The 14,666-nt window shown below is 67.0% G+C and carries 11 protein-coding genes; 4 read left to right on the top strand and 7 right to left on the bottom strand.

What is annotated here, in order from left to right:
* Positions 1-41: 41 nt before the first annotated feature.
* Both AC07X6_RS03265 and AC07X6_RS03260 read right to left on the bottom strand, forming a co-directional pair.
* Positions 42-1,850, bottom strand: coding sequence for an NAD(P)/FAD-dependent oxidoreductase (locus AC07X6_RS03265; RefSeq protein ID WP_494790100.1), 1,809 nt, complete (start codon positions 1,848-1,850; stop codon positions 42-44).
* Positions 1,851-1,993: 143 nt separating this feature from the next.
* Positions 1,994-3,136: a sigma-54-dependent Fis family transcriptional regulator gene (locus tag AC07X6_RS03260; RefSeq protein WP_494790099.1), complete on the bottom strand. Its 1,143-nt coding sequence runs from the start codon at positions 3,134-3,136 to the stop codon at positions 1,994-1,996.
* Between the two features lie 210 nt (positions 3,137-3,346).
* Between AC07X6_RS03260 and AC07X6_RS03255 the strand changes: the two genes are divergently transcribed.
* The 3 genes from AC07X6_RS03255 (at position 3,347) to AC07X6_RS03245 (ending at position 7,848) form a co-directional block, all read left to right on the top strand.
* Positions 3,347-4,843 carry an alginate export family protein gene (locus tag AC07X6_RS03255; RefSeq protein WP_494790098.1) on the top strand — a complete coding sequence of 499 codons (1,497 nt, stop codon included), beginning with the start codon at positions 3,347-3,349 and terminating at the stop codon, positions 4,841-4,843.
* A 28-nt stretch (positions 4,844-4,871) separates the two neighbouring features.
* A complete protein-coding gene (locus AC07X6_RS03250) occupies positions 4,872-6,200 on the top strand; it encodes a serine hydrolase domain-containing protein (protein WP_494790097.1) in 1,329 nt (442 codons plus the stop codon).
* 106 nt (positions 6,201-6,306) lie between these two features.
* Positions 6,307-7,848, top strand: coding sequence for a CHASE2 domain-containing protein (locus AC07X6_RS03245; protein ID WP_494790096.1), 1,542 nt, complete (start codon positions 6,307-6,309; stop codon positions 7,846-7,848).
* 80 nt (positions 7,849-7,928) lie between these two features.
* On the opposite strand, the gene AC07X6_RS03240 is transcribed toward AC07X6_RS03245, so the two are convergent.
* Genes AC07X6_RS03240 through AC07X6_RS03220 form a run of 5 tightly spaced genes read right to left on the bottom strand, consistent with a single transcriptional unit; the run spans position 7,929 to position 13,800 of the window.
* The gene (locus AC07X6_RS03240) at positions 7,929-8,279 is read right to left on the bottom strand and encodes a type II toxin-antitoxin system ChpB family toxin (protein WP_230540666.1); all 351 of its coding nucleotides are present in this window, start codon (positions 8,277-8,279) and stop codon (positions 7,929-7,931) included.
* A complete protein-coding gene (locus AC07X6_RS03235; protein ID WP_474291978.1) occupies positions 8,273-8,524 on the bottom strand; it encodes an AbrB/MazE/SpoVT family DNA-binding domain-containing protein in 252 nt (83 codons plus the stop codon). Before AC07X6_RS03235 ends, AC07X6_RS03240 begins: the two co-directional genes overlap by 7 nt.
* A gap of 58 nt (positions 8,525-8,582) precedes the next feature.
* The gene (locus tag AC07X6_RS03230; RefSeq protein WP_494790095.1) at positions 8,583-11,348 is read right to left on the bottom strand and encodes an Hsp70 family protein; all 2,766 of its coding nucleotides are present in this window, start codon (positions 11,346-11,348) and stop codon (positions 8,583-8,585) included.
* A 5-nt stretch (positions 11,349-11,353) separates the two neighbouring features.
* The gene (locus tag AC07X6_RS03225) at positions 11,354-13,222 is read right to left on the bottom strand and encodes an Hsp70 family protein (RefSeq protein ID WP_494790094.1); all 1,869 of its coding nucleotides are present in this window, start codon (positions 13,220-13,222) and stop codon (positions 11,354-11,356) included.
* A complete protein-coding gene (locus tag AC07X6_RS03220) occupies positions 13,219-13,800 on the bottom strand; it encodes a DUF2760 domain-containing protein (RefSeq protein ID WP_474291975.1) in 582 nt (193 codons plus the stop codon). Before AC07X6_RS03220 ends, AC07X6_RS03225 begins: the two co-directional genes overlap by 4 nt.
* A gap of 254 nt (positions 13,801-14,054) precedes the next feature.
* Here AC07X6_RS03220 and AC07X6_RS03215 point away from each other — a divergent pair, with 254 nt between their 5' ends.
* Positions 14,055-14,654, top strand: a complete 600-nt coding sequence (locus AC07X6_RS03215) for a transglutaminase-like domain-containing protein (RefSeq protein ID WP_494790093.1) — start codon at positions 14,055-14,057, stop codon at positions 14,652-14,654.
* Positions 14,655-14,666 lie beyond the last annotated feature (12 nt).

The following is a 14,666-nucleotide window of genomic DNA, read 5'->3' as shown; positions in this document are numbered from 1 at the left end:
CTTCGGTCCGCCGCCATTTTTTTATCTGCTTGCCTCTGCCATCACGCCAGGTGATGCACCGCCTGCTGCCCGTACACGGGCGTGTTCAAGCCTTCCATGCGCGCCTTCAGCTGCAGCGACAGGTACTGGGAATAGTGGCGCGACTGGTGCAGGTTACCGCCGTGGAACCACAGCGCTTGCTGCTGCGTGGGTTTCCACATATTGCGCTGTTCGCCCTCCCACGGGCCCGGGTCCTTCGTCGTGGCGGAGCCGAGGCCCCACACCTTGCCCACTTTATTCGCCACCTCGGGCGAGATCAGGTCAGCCGCCCAGCCATTCATGGAGCCGTAGCCGGTGGCGTACACCACCAGGTCGGCCGGCAGTTCCGTGCCGTCCGACAGCACGATGGAATGGCTTTTCAGCTCCTGCACGCCGACGCCGCTTTTCAGCTTGATCTTGCCGTCGGCGACCAGTTCCGAGGCACCCACGTCGATGTAGTAGCCGGAGCCGCGGCGCAGGTATTTCATGAACAGGCCGGAATCGTCGTCGCCGAAATCGAGCATGAAGCCCCGTTCTTCCAGGCGCGCATAAAAATCCGCATCGCGCTCGCGGATGGCCTGGAAGACGGGTTTCTGGAAGTCCGCCAGGATTTTATAGGGGATCGAGGCGAACGTCAGGTCCGCCTTGGCCGTCGTCATGCCGGCCGCCAGCGCCCGTTCCGAATACAGGTCGCCCAAGGCCAGGTCCATCAAGGAATCGGACTTGACGATGTGCGTCGACGAGCGCTGCACCATGGTCACGTCCACGCCCGCTTCCCACAGGGCGGCGCAGATATCGTGCGCGGAATTGTTCGCGCCGATGACCACCACCTTCTTGCCGGCATACGCGTCCGGCCCCGGATGCTGCGACGAGTGCTGCTGCTCGCCCTGGAACACGTCCATGCCCTTGAACTTCGGCATGTTCGCCTTGCCCGACATGCCCGTCGCCAGCACCAGCTGCCGCGGCTTCAGGGTGACGGGCTGGCCGTCGCGCAGCACCTGCACCGTCCACTCGCCCGTGGCCTCGTCGAAGCTGGCCGACTCGCATGACGTCGAACCCCAGTAGTTCAGTTCCATCACCTTGGTGTACATTTCCAGCCAGTCGCCGACCTTGTCCTTCGGCGTAAAGACGGGCCAGTTTTCCGGGAACGGGATGTACGGCATGTGGTCGTACCAGACGGGGTCGTGCAGGCACAGCGACTTGTAGCGCTTGCGCCAGCTGTCGCCCGGGCGGGCGTTTTTCTCGATGATGATGGTCGGCACGTTGAGCTGGCGCAGCCGCGCACCGAGCGCGATGCCGCCCTGGCCGCCGCCGATGATGACGCAATACGGCTGGCGCGCGTAACCGAGTTCTTTGGCTTCCTGCTCGCGGTGCTCCAGCCAGCTGCTGCGGTTGGTGCGCGCCCCGTGTTCGGCGCCCATGGGCCGCCGGCCGCCCTTGGCTTCCTCAAAACCCTTCAATTCGCTCATGGTGGTGAGCAGGGTCCAGATCTTGCCGTCGCGGATGCGGATGAAGCCCACGCCGCGCGCCACCTTCGTTTCCACCGTGATCCAGCTTTGCAGCACGCCGCCCGCTTCCACCGCATGTTCGCCGCCGGCGATGCGGATGGAGACGGGCTGCACGGCGCCGAGCTGGGCGGCCAGCATGGCGGCGATCTGCCCGCGGCCTTCCAGGGTTTTCAGGTTCCAGGTAAACAGCACCAGGTCGCGCCAGTAGCCGTCCTGTTCGAACAGCTGCGCGGCGGCCGTGCCGTCGCCGGCGCGCAGGGCACCTTCGAGCTGCTCCAGGATGCCGGCCACGGCCAGGTCGTGCGGGTTGATTTCGGTTTGCATCGTGTCTCCTCCAAGTCTGCTGACTTTATGATGGGATGCGGCTGTGTTGCCGCTGACGATGTTGTAACACTGGCGTTCTGGCGTCGCATCCTGCAGTGCAGCATGGCGGCGAATGAGACGGAAATCTCAGCTTGCCGGATGCCTTACTGGCGGTGCGGCGGCACGATGTGCAGCTGCTTGAGGCGCCGGTACAGGGTGGCGCGCGAGACGCCCAGCATGGCGGCCGCCTGCAGCGGGCGCCATTTGGCGGCGTTCATGGTGTTGACGATGCGCGTGCGCTCGGCCAGCTCCTGCGGCGTGCAGGCCGGCGCGTCCTGCGTCACGGGGACGGCGCTCTTGATGTGCGCACGCACGCTGGCCTGGCGCAGCGGCGCGCGTATGCGCGCGTGCAGCCAGGTGCTGCCGCCCGCCAGGCGCAGGGACAGCAGATTGTGTCCTGCGCGCGCATCGAACAGCCGTTCGGCGCGCACTTCCAGCACCTCGGCGACGGGGCGCGGCAGGGCGCCCAGCCCGGGGATGACCTCGCGCGCGCAGCGGTTGGCGGCGACGATGTCGCCATGTTCATCGATGGCGAGCAGCATTTCCGGCTGCACTTCGACGAAATGGCGGTTGCGGTGCGCCAGCAGGATGCAGCAGTGGCTGTAGGACGTGAGGAAAAAGCCGTCCTCGATCAGCGTTGCGCCCTGGCGCACCAGCTGTTTCACCAGGCGCTGGCTGTCGCGCGCGTCGGGCGAGCTCAATGCCGAGGCATCGAGCACGCCGATCAAGTCGCCGTGCGGCGAAAAGATCGGTGCGGCGCTGCAGGTGAGGCCCGTGAAGGCGGCGCGGAAATGGTCGGTCTTGTGCACGGTGATCGCTTCCTGGTCGAGCAGCACGGAGGCGATGCCGCACGTGCCTTCCTCCTCTTCCGACCAGCACGAACCGGGGTACAGGCCCGCCTTCTTGAAATCCTTGCGCTGGTCCGTGTCGGCCGCGTAGTCGATGGTCACGCCGCGCGCATTGGCGAGGATGACGCAGTAGCCCGCTTCGCGCACCATGGCGTGCAGGCGCGGCAGGCACTGGCCCGTGGAGCGCAGAAAATTTTCCTCGGATTGCTGGATGGCGCGCAGCTCGGCGCCCGTCAGGATGCGCGGCCCCGTGGTGGAGGCGGGATCGAGCCGGTAGTCGTCCAGCGAACGCCGGTACGACGACGCCAGTCGGGCCGTGTCGGCCCCGGGATGGACGATGCGGCCGGCGATCAGGTCGCGCACGCGGTCGATATGGCTGGTCTGGCGGACGTAGGGCATGGCGCTCTCCGGTGTCTCGGTATTTTGTATGGTATGCCCGTTTGTAGCATGAAGGCCGGGGGGGGCGCATCCTGCGCTGCAGCATGGCGTGCGCGTGAGACGTTCGTCTCAGCGCCTGGCGCCGCACAGTAGGATGCTTTACAACAATAAAAAAGAGCATCTCTGATAACATTCGTTCAAATCTAAAGACAGCTATCGCAAGGGATACCTATGGCAACGCAAGCGATGTTCCCGGTGCGCAGCTCACTCGTCCTGGCCCTGCTGGGCTGGAGCGCCGCCTGCGGCGCCGCCGGTCAGCTCGATCCCGATGGCCAGAGCAGCATGGAAAAAGAGGTGGCCCGGCGCGCTGTCGTCGAACCGGCCATCGGCGCCGGCTGGCACATGACGCGTTCCGTGGAAGCGGGCGTGCAGGTGGCCGGCGAGAGCAATCTGTTCTGGAAGCTGTCGAATACGCCGGCGCGCAACCCCGGCTTCGAATTCAACCCCTACTGGTACGAGTTCTATGTCAAGCCGGCGCTCGGCTTCAAGCGCAATCTGGGCGACGGCAGGCAGCTGTATGTGCGCGTGTCCGCCGTCGGCTCGGGCACCGTGCGCCACGACCCGTTTGGCGCGGGCGACACGGGCCGCATCTCGGTCGAGGAATTCGTCGCCGGCATCCGCATGCCGCTCGGCGGCACGAATGCGCGCCTTGACCTGTCGGCCGGCGCGCAGAATTTCACGCTGGGCACCGGCATGCTGATCGCCAATGGCGGCTCGAACGGCTTTGACCGTGGCGCGCTGAAACTGGGGCCGCGCAAGGCCTTCCAGAATTCTGTGGTGGCCAAAATAAGCCAGGACGCATTCAGCGCCCAGGCTTTTTACCTTGACCCGAATGAAAACCCCGACAACGATAGCGGCACGCGCGTCGTCGGCGTCGATGTCAGCTACGCGCCCGCGAACGACCGCAAGGCCGGCATCGCGTATGGCAAGGTGCCCCGTTCGCATGCCGCGTATCCGCAGGCGGCGCCGGGCGGCATCGGCGCGCCGCTGGCCGTGCCCGATGGCCGCAAGGACTTGCAGTTCGTGTATGCCTACGCGCGCGTTCCCGTGCTGCCCACCGTGCTGTCGAAAGGCTGGTTCGGCATCGATGCCGCGCGCGAGTGGAATACGCGCGAGCCGATGCGGGCCTGGGGCTGGCGCACGGAAGGGGGCTTTTCGCTGCCCGGCGTGGCATGGACGCCGAAGTTCACGCTTGGTTACCAGAGCTTTTCCGGCGACGATCCGCGCACGGCGCGCAACGAGCGCTTCGACCCGCTGTTCTTCGAAGGCACGCCGGGCGCCTGGGCTTCGGGCAGCAAGGCGACCTGGGTTTTCGTCAATGCCAACGTGAATGCGCTGCAGGCCACCATCGAGCTGCACCCGACGCCGAAGGACACCGTGACCGCCTACCTGGCCCAGGTGCGGGCCAACCGGATGGGCAGCCCGCTGCAGTTCGGCCAGGCCACGCGCCTCGACGTGCCGGGCGAGGCACCCGTGGTAATCGCCGGCGTGCTGCGCCCGATGCTGGCCAACGATGTCTTCGTCAAATACGTGCGTGTGGTGAACCCGAATACCTACCTGACCCTGGGTTTCAGCGCCTCGTTCGCGCAGTCGGGCGTGAACCAGCTGGTGAATGGCCAGGCCAAAACGTGGACGGGCTGGCTGGCGAACGTCGTATGGGTTTATTAAGTATTTTGTTGATCAAGGAGAGCAGCGCATGAACGATTTCCCAAGCATGAAACGCCTGGCCCTGGCCGCCGCCTGCCTGGCGCTGGCCGCCGGCGCCCACGCGGCCGAGGCGACGGCGCCGCTGTCGGCCGCCGCCAGCGATCCGGCCGCCTTGCAATGGATGGTGGGCGCGCCGCCGCCGGCCGATAAAATCATCCGTTTCGACGATGGCAGCTATTTCAATTTCCCGCAGCTGCGCTGGAGCGTGTCGCACTTTCGCCAGCTGATGCCGACGGTGGCAGTGGCGCGCGGCTTGAAAGCGCCCGTGCCCTTGAGACGCGCGCTGCGCAACGATATCGACGGCCTGCGCTTCACCCCCTTGGGCGCGAAGGAAACGATGACCTGGGAGCAGTCGCTGGGCGCCAACTACACGGACGGCATCGTGGTGCTGCACCGGGGCCGCATCGTGTACGAACGTTACCTCGGCGTGCTGAAGGAAAGCGGCCAGCACGGCGCCATGTCCGTGACGAAGTCCGTCATGGGCACCATCGGCGCGGCGCTGGTGGCCGAAGGCAAGCTCGATGCGGACAAGAAAGTGGCCGAGTATGTGCCGGAACTGGCCAAATCCGCGTTTGGCGACGCCACCGTGCGCCAGGTGCTCGACATGACCACGGGCCTGAAATTCAGCGAAGACTACGCCGACCCGAAAGCGGAAGTGTGGCAGCACGCGGCGGCCGGCAGCCCGCTGCCCAAGCCCAAGGATTACACGGGGCCGCGCAGCTATTTCGAGTACCTGCAAACGGTGCGGCACGAGGGCCGGCATGGGGAGGCGTTCGGCTACCGCACGGTCAACTCCGACGTGCTGGGCTGGATCATCGCCCGCGTCACGGGGCAGAACGTCAACGACTACCTGTCCGAGCATGTCTGGCAAAAGCTGGGCGCCGAGCAGGACGCCTACATGACGGTCGATTCGACGGGCACGCCGTTTGCCGGCGGCGGCCTGAATGCGGGCTTGCGCGACCTGGCCCGCTTCGGCGAGATGCTGCGCAACGATGGCCGCTACAACGGCCAGCAGATACTACCGAAGGCGGCCGTCGACGATATCCGCCGTGGCGGCGACAAGCAGCTGTTCGCCAAGGGCGGCTACGATTTGCTCAAGGGCTGGAGCTACCGCGACATGTGGTGGGTCACGCATAACGACCATGGCGCCTACATGGCGCGCGGCGTGTACGGCCAGCGCATCTACATCGATCCGAAGGCGGAAATGGTGATCGTGCGTTTCGCCTCGACGCCGACGGCGGCCAATGCGGCCAACGACCCGACCACCACGCCGGCTTTCGAAGCGCTGGGCAAGCTGCTGCTGGCCAGGCCGAAGTAGGGCGTCAGCCGTGCGGCGGAACGGGCACAACTGCAATACACTGTCCTTTCGTCATCACTTGTTGCTCGGGTGATAATTTATTCGCCGCACGCAAGGAGTATGCACCGTGGAAAACCGCCAGCCAGAACAACCGCGTCCCCCGCTCTGGCGGCGTCTGCTGTGGCTGGTCGCCCAGCTGGGCTCGGCCTTCAAGCTGACGGGCACGCACTTGCTGCACCACGTGATCGGCGCGAGCCTGATCGCCGCGCTGATGCTGGTGCTGGAAGGTTTTCACGTGCTCGAATGGCTCGATGCGGCCATGCTGCGCGCCAGCGCGGCACAGGGGCAGCTGCTGGAGCGGGGCAAGGACCCGGGCGCCGCCTACCGGCCCGGCATCATCGAAATCGACCAGCCCGCGTTCGAACAGGTCTTCGACGAACGCGAACCGCTGGAGCGCACCCGTCTGGAGCAAGTGATCGCCAGCGCCGCCGCGCGCGGCAGCCAGGTGCTGGCCATCGACCTGGACCTGGCGCCGGCAGTGTATGAGCAGCACAAGGCGGGCGAGCGGCCGCTGGACCGCCTGCTCGACCGGCTGGCCGCCGATGGCCGGAAACTGGTGCTGATCCTGCCCGAACAATCGGACCAGAACGCGAACCTGGCGTGGATACGTGCGCGCTGCGCGGCCGGCATCCACTTCGCCAGCCCGCGTATCCGCGAGCGCATGGGCGCCGTCACGCGCATCGAGCTGAAAAGCCCCGTGCTGGCGGCCGTGGCCTTCGAGCTGGCGCATGGCGCCGATGAGCAGGAACAGCAGCAACCGATGCCGGCCGCCTTGTCCCAGCAAAAGGAAGGGCTGGCGCTGGCCGGCCGCGTGTGCCAGCTGGCGCGGCGCACAGGCAGCGAAAAGGAGCTGGCGCGCTGGGCGTTCGAACCCGTGATCCACGGCGACGCCAGGGATGCGGCGGAGCAGAACGCCGTCACCGCGCCGTTTCACCCGGCCGCCGTGGCACCGCCATTTTTGAACCCCACGCGCACGCGCGTCCAACTGATCGATGGGCAGGCCGGCGTGGATGCCGGGGCGCCGCGCAAGAACGTCGTGTACATCGGCAGCACCTATGACGTGCGCGACCGCTATACGACGGCCGAAGGCGAACAGGCCGGCCTGCACCTGCACGCGGCCGCCCACACCTCGCTGGGCATCGGCACGGCCGACGTCAACAAATACGTGGTGTTCGTCGCCGACATCGTCATCGGCGTGCTGCTGGGCTGCCTGTTCGGCGGCCTGTGGACCCTGTACGGCCGCGCCGAGCTGGCCATCGACAAGCGCATGGAAGACCATGATTTCAGCCGCCTGCACCGCATGGGCACCGTGGCGGAATTCTATGGCATCCGCCTGATGCCGGCGCTGGTGTGGGCTTCGCCCGTCGCCATCGGCGCGCTGGCCATCTACCTGTCGCGCGGCTTGCTGGAGCAGGGCTGGTGGGTCAATCCCGGCCCCCTGATCGCCGGCATGTTCCTGCACGCGATGTCGCTGCGCGACGAAGCCCACCACCCGCACGCGGAAGTGCCGGGCCTGTCCGTGTGGGCCCGGCTGCGCCGCACGCATCCCGGTATCGTGCTGGTGCAGGCGCCGCTGGCGGCGCTGTTGTTGATCGTCGCCGTGATCTGAAACAGGTGAAATGGGCCGATGGCTTGCCGCGTTATCGTGGCGCGCGCAGCGAGGGCGATCTGGCCGCCGGTGAACGCTGATTAATCGGTAATGGCGCGCAGGCGTGCCAGCGCGTCTTCCACCACGAATTCGGGCGCGGTTTCGATGCGCTTTGCGCCGCGCGCTTCAAGGTCGAGCATGCGGATCTGGTTGACCAGCGCCACGCCCTGCGTCGTCGTGCCGCTGCCGCTCAAGGACGCGGCAAAGCCCGCGTGGCGGGCAAAATCGCCGCCTTGCGTGATGGGAGCGACCAGAACGACACCGAGCGCGTTGAAGACGCTGGTGGACAGCACCAGCGCTGGCCGGGCCGCACCGCGCTGCTCACGGCCTTCCGTTGGCTCCAGATTGACCATCACGATGTCGCCACGGCCGAACTGGACGCGCTTTACCATGCTTCGCGGCCTGCCGGTTTGACCTGGCTCCATGCCGCCATGTCGGCCGGTTCGGGCGCCGTGACATCGCATTGCGCCACCAGATCATCGAGCGTAAAGACGGGACGCTTGGCTTTCAGGAATACGCCGTCCGGACGCACATCGACCGCCAGTTTGTCGCCCAGCGACACCTTCAGCATGCCCAGCAGTTCTGTCGGCAAGCGCACCGCGGCGCTATTGCCCCATTTTTGGATGGATAGTTCCATGTGGCCCCCTATGTATCTACATTGTAGATTCATGTAATCGCATAATCAAGGACGGTGTTCACCCGATCAGCTTCAAGCCCGGCGGCAGCGCTTCGCCCAGCATGCGCTTGGTAGCCGCTTCGTCCAGCTGCGTCACTTCGCTGACCATGGCCTGCCACAGGGGCGGGGCGCCCACGGCTTTCAGGCGGGCCAGGATGGTGGCCCGCAGGTCGTCGCCGATGTCGCGCGAACGGTCGCCCGTCATGCGCGCCAGGTGGGCGGCGGCAAACGCGGCCGGTTCCGTCTTTTTCCAGTCCAGCGCCAGCAGCACGTGCAGCCATTCGGCCACGGTGGCGCTGTCGACCACTTCGTGCGCGCTGCCGTGGAAGGGCTGGCGGGCGCCAACCCTGGCCAGCGCCCACAGGGTATTCGTGTCCGCCGCTTCGCCCTTTTTATCCGCCTTCTGCAGGCGCTTGATCAGCCAGGCGCCCACTTCGGCCTTGTAGGCGCCGGGGATGCGCTCGAGCGACGCGCCCAGGCGCAGCATGTCGTCGTCGCTGCCGTTCACCAGGGTGACGGGACGGCTGCCGCGCTGGGCCGCATCGGCTTGCAGGTTGAAGGCGAAGTCGTCGAGCAGGCGCAACTGCTGCTGCGTGCTCAAGCCGCCAGCCACGCGGCGCCACAGCGTCCACCATTCGGCGCACACCTGGTTGTCCTTGTGATGCTGGATACCCGCGTCGAACAAGGCCCACAGCTGCTCGATGCGCCACGGGTCGAGCGCATCGCCATAGCCGGGCCGCAAACAGTAGCCGGCCAGGTTCAGCCACACCCGCTCATGTTCGGCGGAACGGCGCCGGCCGCGCGCACGCAGCATGAGGGCATCGAACAGCTGGCGCAGCAGCGGCGTCTCCCAGCTCTCGCGCCCGCCCAAGCCCCGTTCCAGGTGCTGGCGCAACTGGCGCACTTCCTTGGTTTCGACCTTTTGCGCCTTGCCGCCGAAGATGCGCTCGATCTTCTCGACCGCTTCCTTCACGCGTGGCGGCACGCTGGACGTTTCGGCCTGCGTTTCCTCTTCGCCCCGCAACTGGAATTCCAGCAGCCAGCGCTGGCTTGCATCGGCTGCGGCCACGCAGTGCACTTCCAGGGTGCCCACTTCCGTCATCACGGTGGCCAGTTGCACGGTGATTTCGCGCTTGTCATTGCCGTCGCTGGCGTGCAGCACGCTGGCCAGCGGCGGCAGACGCAGGTACTCGCCCGCGGCCAGGTCGACGATGTCGCCCAGCTGCGGCGGCGTGCCCGTTTCCGCGATGGACGAGGCCAGGTGGAAGCGCACGGGCCGGCCCAGGCGCAGCGCGAACAGGCGCTCCGTCAGCCGGATTTCTTCGCCGCTGGCGCTGCCGCGGGGCAGGATGCAGACGGCGCGGTCGTCCTTGCCCGCCTCGCCCAGCACGAGGAAATAGCTGCGCGGCGAACCGCCGCCGATGCGCGGCGCCTGGCCGCGCCGGGCCAGCGCGTAGGCGACGGCGCCACGCGCCACGGCCACGTCGGGGTTATCGTTGTGCAGGATGGTGAGGGGCTGACCGCGCCAGTGTTCCAGCGTGGCGGCCAGGCGGCGCACCAGCGCGTCGGCGCGGAACACGCCGCCATTGAGCAGCAGGGTATCGGGCAGTGCGCCCTGATGTTGTTGTAAAAAGCTGGCCAGGTGGCGCGTGATGGCCGCGTCCTGCGCATACGGCAGGCCGAATTCGACGATGCCGGCGCGGCCCTTTTTCGCCGTGTCAGCCAGTTCCACCTTCGGGAAGAAGCCGTCGACCACCATGGCCGCCACTTCCTCGCGCGTGACGTCGGCGGAACGGCTGCCGCCTATCAGGCGCGAGCCCCCGCCCAGCAGGGTGACGGTGGCGCTCTCTGGCGCGTCCTGCGACAGCAGCAATTCCTTGGCGGCGCGGCAGCGCTCCATCAGCTGCGACAGGCGCGCGGCGGACAGCTTCATGCCGCCTTCGCTGCCCGCCGCCATGCGCGTTTCCACCAGGTGGGCCAGCGCCAGGTCCATATTGTCGCCGCCGAGGATCAGATGGTTGCCCACGCTGCTGCGCGTGAGCTGCGGTGCGCCATCGCCGTCGAAGGCCACGTCGATCAGGCTGAAATCGGTGGTACCGCCGCCCACGTCGCAGACCAAAATGCGGCGCGTTTGCGCCAGGTCAAGCCGCAAGGTGTCGCGCCGCCGGTGCAGGTAGTCATAAAAGGCCGCTTGCGGTTCTTCCACCAGCCGCAAGGTGGGCAAGCCCGCCATGCGCGCCGCTTCCAAGGTGAGTGCGCGCGCACCCTCGTCGAACGAGGCGGGGATGGTCAGCACCAGTTCCTGCTCTTCCAGGGGCGCGTCGGGGAAGCGGTGATTCCACGCGGCGCGCACGTAGGCCAGATAGCTGGCGCTGGCCGCCACGGGCGAGACCTTGGTCACGTCGGCATCGGCGCCCCACGGCAAAATCGGCGCCTGGCGGTCCACGTTCGCGTGCGACAGCCAGCTCTTCGCGCTGGACACGAGCCGGCCCGGCACCTGCGCGCCGAGCTGGCGCGCGAAGGCGCCCAGCACGGCATGCTCAGCGTCCTGCTGCGGCCATGGCAGCTGCAAATCGCCCGCCGCCAGTTCGCCGGCGGCGGGGTGGTAGCGCAAGGAGGGCAGCAGGGGGCGTGCGCCCACTTCGCCGGGAGCGACCAGCTGCTCGATGGCGAACAGGTTTATTCCTGCCTGCGCATCGCCAGCCGCCGCATACGCCACCACCGTATTGGTGGTGCCCAGGTCGATGCCGACCAGGAAGGCCGGCTTGCCCGCAGTGCTGCCCATGGCGCTTATTGCGGCGTGCCGCGCACGTCGAATTCCACCTTCCAGCGCTCGGCGCCGTCAGGGGAAACGGCCAGCAGCTCCAGGGTGCCCGCTTCCGTCACTCTGGCGTGCAGTTTGACTTGCACGACGTCGCCGGCTTGGCGGCCTTCGGCGGACAGCGTCGCCTGGATCTCGCTCAATTCCTGCAATTCATCGGGGCCCCAGAAGTCGAGCAAATCGCCGATCTGGTCGTTGCGGCGCGTGGATGAGGCGAAGAAGCGGAAGTGCACGGGCTCTCCCACGACGAGGCCGAATTGCTGGCCCGGCAGTTCCAGCTCGCTGCCTTCTTCCATGCCGAACGGCGCCACGCACAGGGCCTGGATCGGCGGTTCCATGCCGGGGATGGCGGGCATGGCCGATTCGATGGCGACATAAAAGGAGCTGGCCGTGCCGCCGCGGATGCGCACGCCATGGCCGCGCCGCACGTAGCTGTAGTAGGCCGCGCCACGCGCCACGGCCAGGTCCAGGTCGGCGCCGGCCAGCATGCGCGCCGGCTCCGCGCCTTCCATGTACAGCCAGTCGTTGACGGTGGCCATGATGCGCTGCACCAGCAAGTCGGACTTGAATACGCCGCCGTTGAACAGCACGGCCGTCGGATGCAAAAAGCTGGCGCCTTCCGCCTGGCGGCCCGCGAAGCCTTCCAGTTCGCTGGTCGCCGCCACTTGCCGACCCAGGAAGGCGGCCAGGTGGCGCGTGATGGCCGCGTCCTGCGCATACGGCAAGCCAAGCTGCGTCAGGCCGGCGCGCGTGCGCACGGCGGGGCGGCTCGACGCTTCCACCTGCGGGAAGAAACCGTCGAGGATGAAGGTGGACACTTCCGCGCGCGTCAGCTCCGTGCGGATGGAGCCGCCGATCAGTTTCGAGCCGCGGCTCGGCACGACGATGGGCGCCGTTTCCATGCCGCTGTCGGCCAGCAGGCTTTCCTTGGCGCTGCGGCAGCCGTAAGTGAGTGCGCGCATCTGCCAGGCGTCCAGCTGGGTGCCGTTGGCGGCCAGCTTGCGCGCCACCAGGTGGGCCAGGGCCAGGTCCATATTGTCGCCGCCGAGCAGGATGTGCTCGCCGACCGCCACGCGGTGCGGTTCCAGCACGCCGTCGCGCTCGAGCACGGCGATCAGCGAAAAGTCGCTGGTGCCGCCGCCCACGTCTACCACTAAAATGATGTCGCCCGGCTTGACTTCCTTGCGCCAGCGTCCTTCGCTGGTCTGGATCCAGCTGTACAAGGCCGCTTGCGGCTCTTCCAGCAGGGTCAGTGACGCGTAGCCGGCCGCCTGCGCCGCTTCCATCGTCAGTTCGCGCGCGGCCGGATCGAAGGAAGCGGGAATCGTCACCGTGATTTCCTGCTCGGCGAACGGCGCTTGCGGGTGGGCGTTGTCCCAGGCCTGGCGCAAGTGCGTCAGGTAGCGCGTGGCGGCCGTAATGGGCGAGATGCGCGGCACTTCCGCTGGCGCGTCGTTCGGCAGGATCGCCGCGCGGCGGTCCACGCCCGGGTGGCACAGCCAGCTTTTCGCGCTCGACACTAAACGGATCGGCGTGGTGGCGCCGCGGCTGCGGGCCATTTCGCCGACGACGAACGGCGCTTCCGCTTCCTCGGTGACCCAGGGCAGGGCCAGGTCGCCGGCCGCCACTTCGTCGGCGTGCGGCAGGTAGACGAACGATGGCAGCAGCGGCAATTCTTCGACGGTGCCCGGCGCCGACAGCTGCGGCACCTTCAGCACGCCGTGGCTGGATTGCTCGCCGTCGCTCTCGACCAGGTTGACGTATGACAGGGCGCTGTGGGTGGTGCCCAGGTCGATGCCGATGGCGTAGCGCGGGGTAGGGTTGATGGTATCGCTCACAGTTCCACCTCGGCCGGTGCGAGGATGGCGGCGTCGTGCTGGCCGCTCAGTTTCGGCAGGCGCACGCTCGAAGCGCGCCAGCCGCGATGGCTGAGGGTGCCCGTGAACGGCGCGGAACCGACGACGTTGCCCGTCAGGCGTACTTGCGCAGAATCAAAACCTTCCTGCAGCACGATGCGGCTGCCCTCGGCTTCCTGGCGCACGGCCTCGATGGTGAAGTATTCGCGCATGACCTTGGCGCAGCCTTCATGCACGACGCGGGCGGCCGCGCCGATGTCGGCATCGGCATGGCTGCCCAGGTTTTCCTGGGTGAAGTCGATCAGGCGCGCTTCGCGTTGCAGCAGGGCCAGCAATTGCAGGGCCGCGTCGGGCGTGGCTTCTTTCAATATGACGGGCGCGGCGGCCGGCACGGGGGCTGGCGCCGGAGCCGGGGCCACGGGTGCCACGGGGGCGGCCTCGGGCAGGGACAATTTTTCCACGCGGGCCGCATAGGCGGCGTCCGACAGGGTGCTGAAGAAGGCGCCGAAAGCCAGCGGGACGCGGCGCCAGAACGATGGGTGGGACGATGGTGTGCTCATAGGAACTCGTTTCTCTGATCTGTAGGGTGGCGTCGGCGGCGGGGGCCGCTTCGCAAGGTAGTGCCATGTGCGGGGCCAACAGGGCCGGCTGCGTTTGCCCGCATGATACCAGCTACGGGGCCGGCGCCAAAGCCGCCGCCCCCGTTCCCGCCTGCCTGTGGCGTGGATTTTCTTTGTTCCTGCGCAAGGAAACGTTCGATTTCGTGCCGCTTCGACTAGAATCGCGCATTATCTTTTTGCATGACCTGGATGCCATGTCTACCGACTTTTCCCTGTATTTAGCCAGCAGCACTTACATCGACAGCGACCATCCGGTCGTGCGCGCCAAGGCGGCCGAACTGGCGGCAGGTGCCGTGGGCGACGCCGCCATCGCGGCCCGCTGCTTTAGCTTCGTGCGCGACGAGATTGCCCACAGCTGGGATTACCAGCGCAATCCCGTCACCTGCCGCGCTTCCGACGTGTTGCAGTATGGCACGGGCTACTGTTATGCGAAGAGCCATCTGCTGGCGGCGCTGCTGCGCGCCAACGGCATTCCCGCCGGCCTGTGCTACCAGCGCCTGGCCGTTGGCGAAATCGGGCCGCCGTTTTGCCTGCACGGCTTGAATGCCGTGTACTTGCAAGAATTTGGCTGGTACCGCATCGATGCGCGCGGCAACAAGCCCGGGGTCAAAGCCGCCTTCACGCCGCCGCAGGAGCAACTGGCGTTTCCCGTGCTGGCGCTGGAAGAGCGCGATCTGCCGGAAATCTGGCCGGCACCGCTGCCCCAGGTGATCGCCTCGCTGACCGGCCATGCGACCGTGCAGGACGTGGCCGCGCACTTGCCCGATATCGAATTGTTGCCGCTGAAAAAATAATCTCAAGAAAGA

The sequence above is a fragment of the Janthinobacterium sp. GW460-12-1-14-LB5 genome (assembly GCF_059423585.1).
This window is presented reverse-complemented; position numbering and strand designations above follow the sequence as displayed.

Excerpts from the sequence above, each read along its gene's own strand:
- AC07X6_RS03265 (WP_494790100.1), bottom strand. The coding sequence starts at position 1,850 with ATGCAAACCGAAATCAACCCGCACGACCTGGCCGTGGCCGGCATCCTG.
- AC07X6_RS03260 (WP_494790099.1), bottom strand. The coding sequence starts at position 3,136 with ATGCCCTACGTCCGCCAGACCAGCCATATCGACCGCGTGCGCGACCTG.
- AC07X6_RS03255 (WP_494790098.1), top strand. The coding sequence starts at position 3,347 with ATGGCAACGCAAGCGATGTTCCCGGTGCGCAGCTCACTCGTCCTGGCC.
- AC07X6_RS03250 (WP_494790097.1), top strand. The coding sequence starts at position 4,872 with ATGAACGATTTCCCAAGCATGAAACGCCTGGCCCTGGCCGCCGCCTGC.
- AC07X6_RS03240 (WP_230540666.1), bottom strand. The coding sequence starts at position 8,279 with ATGGTAAAGCGCGTCCAGTTCGGCCGTGGCGACATCGTGATGGTCAAT.
- AC07X6_RS03235 (WP_474291978.1), bottom strand. The coding sequence starts at position 8,524 with ATGGAACTATCCATCCAAAAATGGGGCAATAGCGCCGCGGTGCGCTTG.
- AC07X6_RS03230 (WP_494790095.1), bottom strand. The coding sequence starts at position 11,348 with ATGGGCAGCACTGCGGGCAAGCCGGCCTTCCTGGTCGGCATCGACCTG.
- AC07X6_RS03220 (WP_474291975.1), bottom strand. The coding sequence starts at position 13,800 with ATGAGCACACCATCGTCCCACCCATCGTTCTGGCGCCGCGTCCCGCTG.
- AC07X6_RS03215 (WP_494790093.1), top strand. The coding sequence starts at position 14,055 with ATGTCTACCGACTTTTCCCTGTATTTAGCCAGCAGCACTTACATCGAC.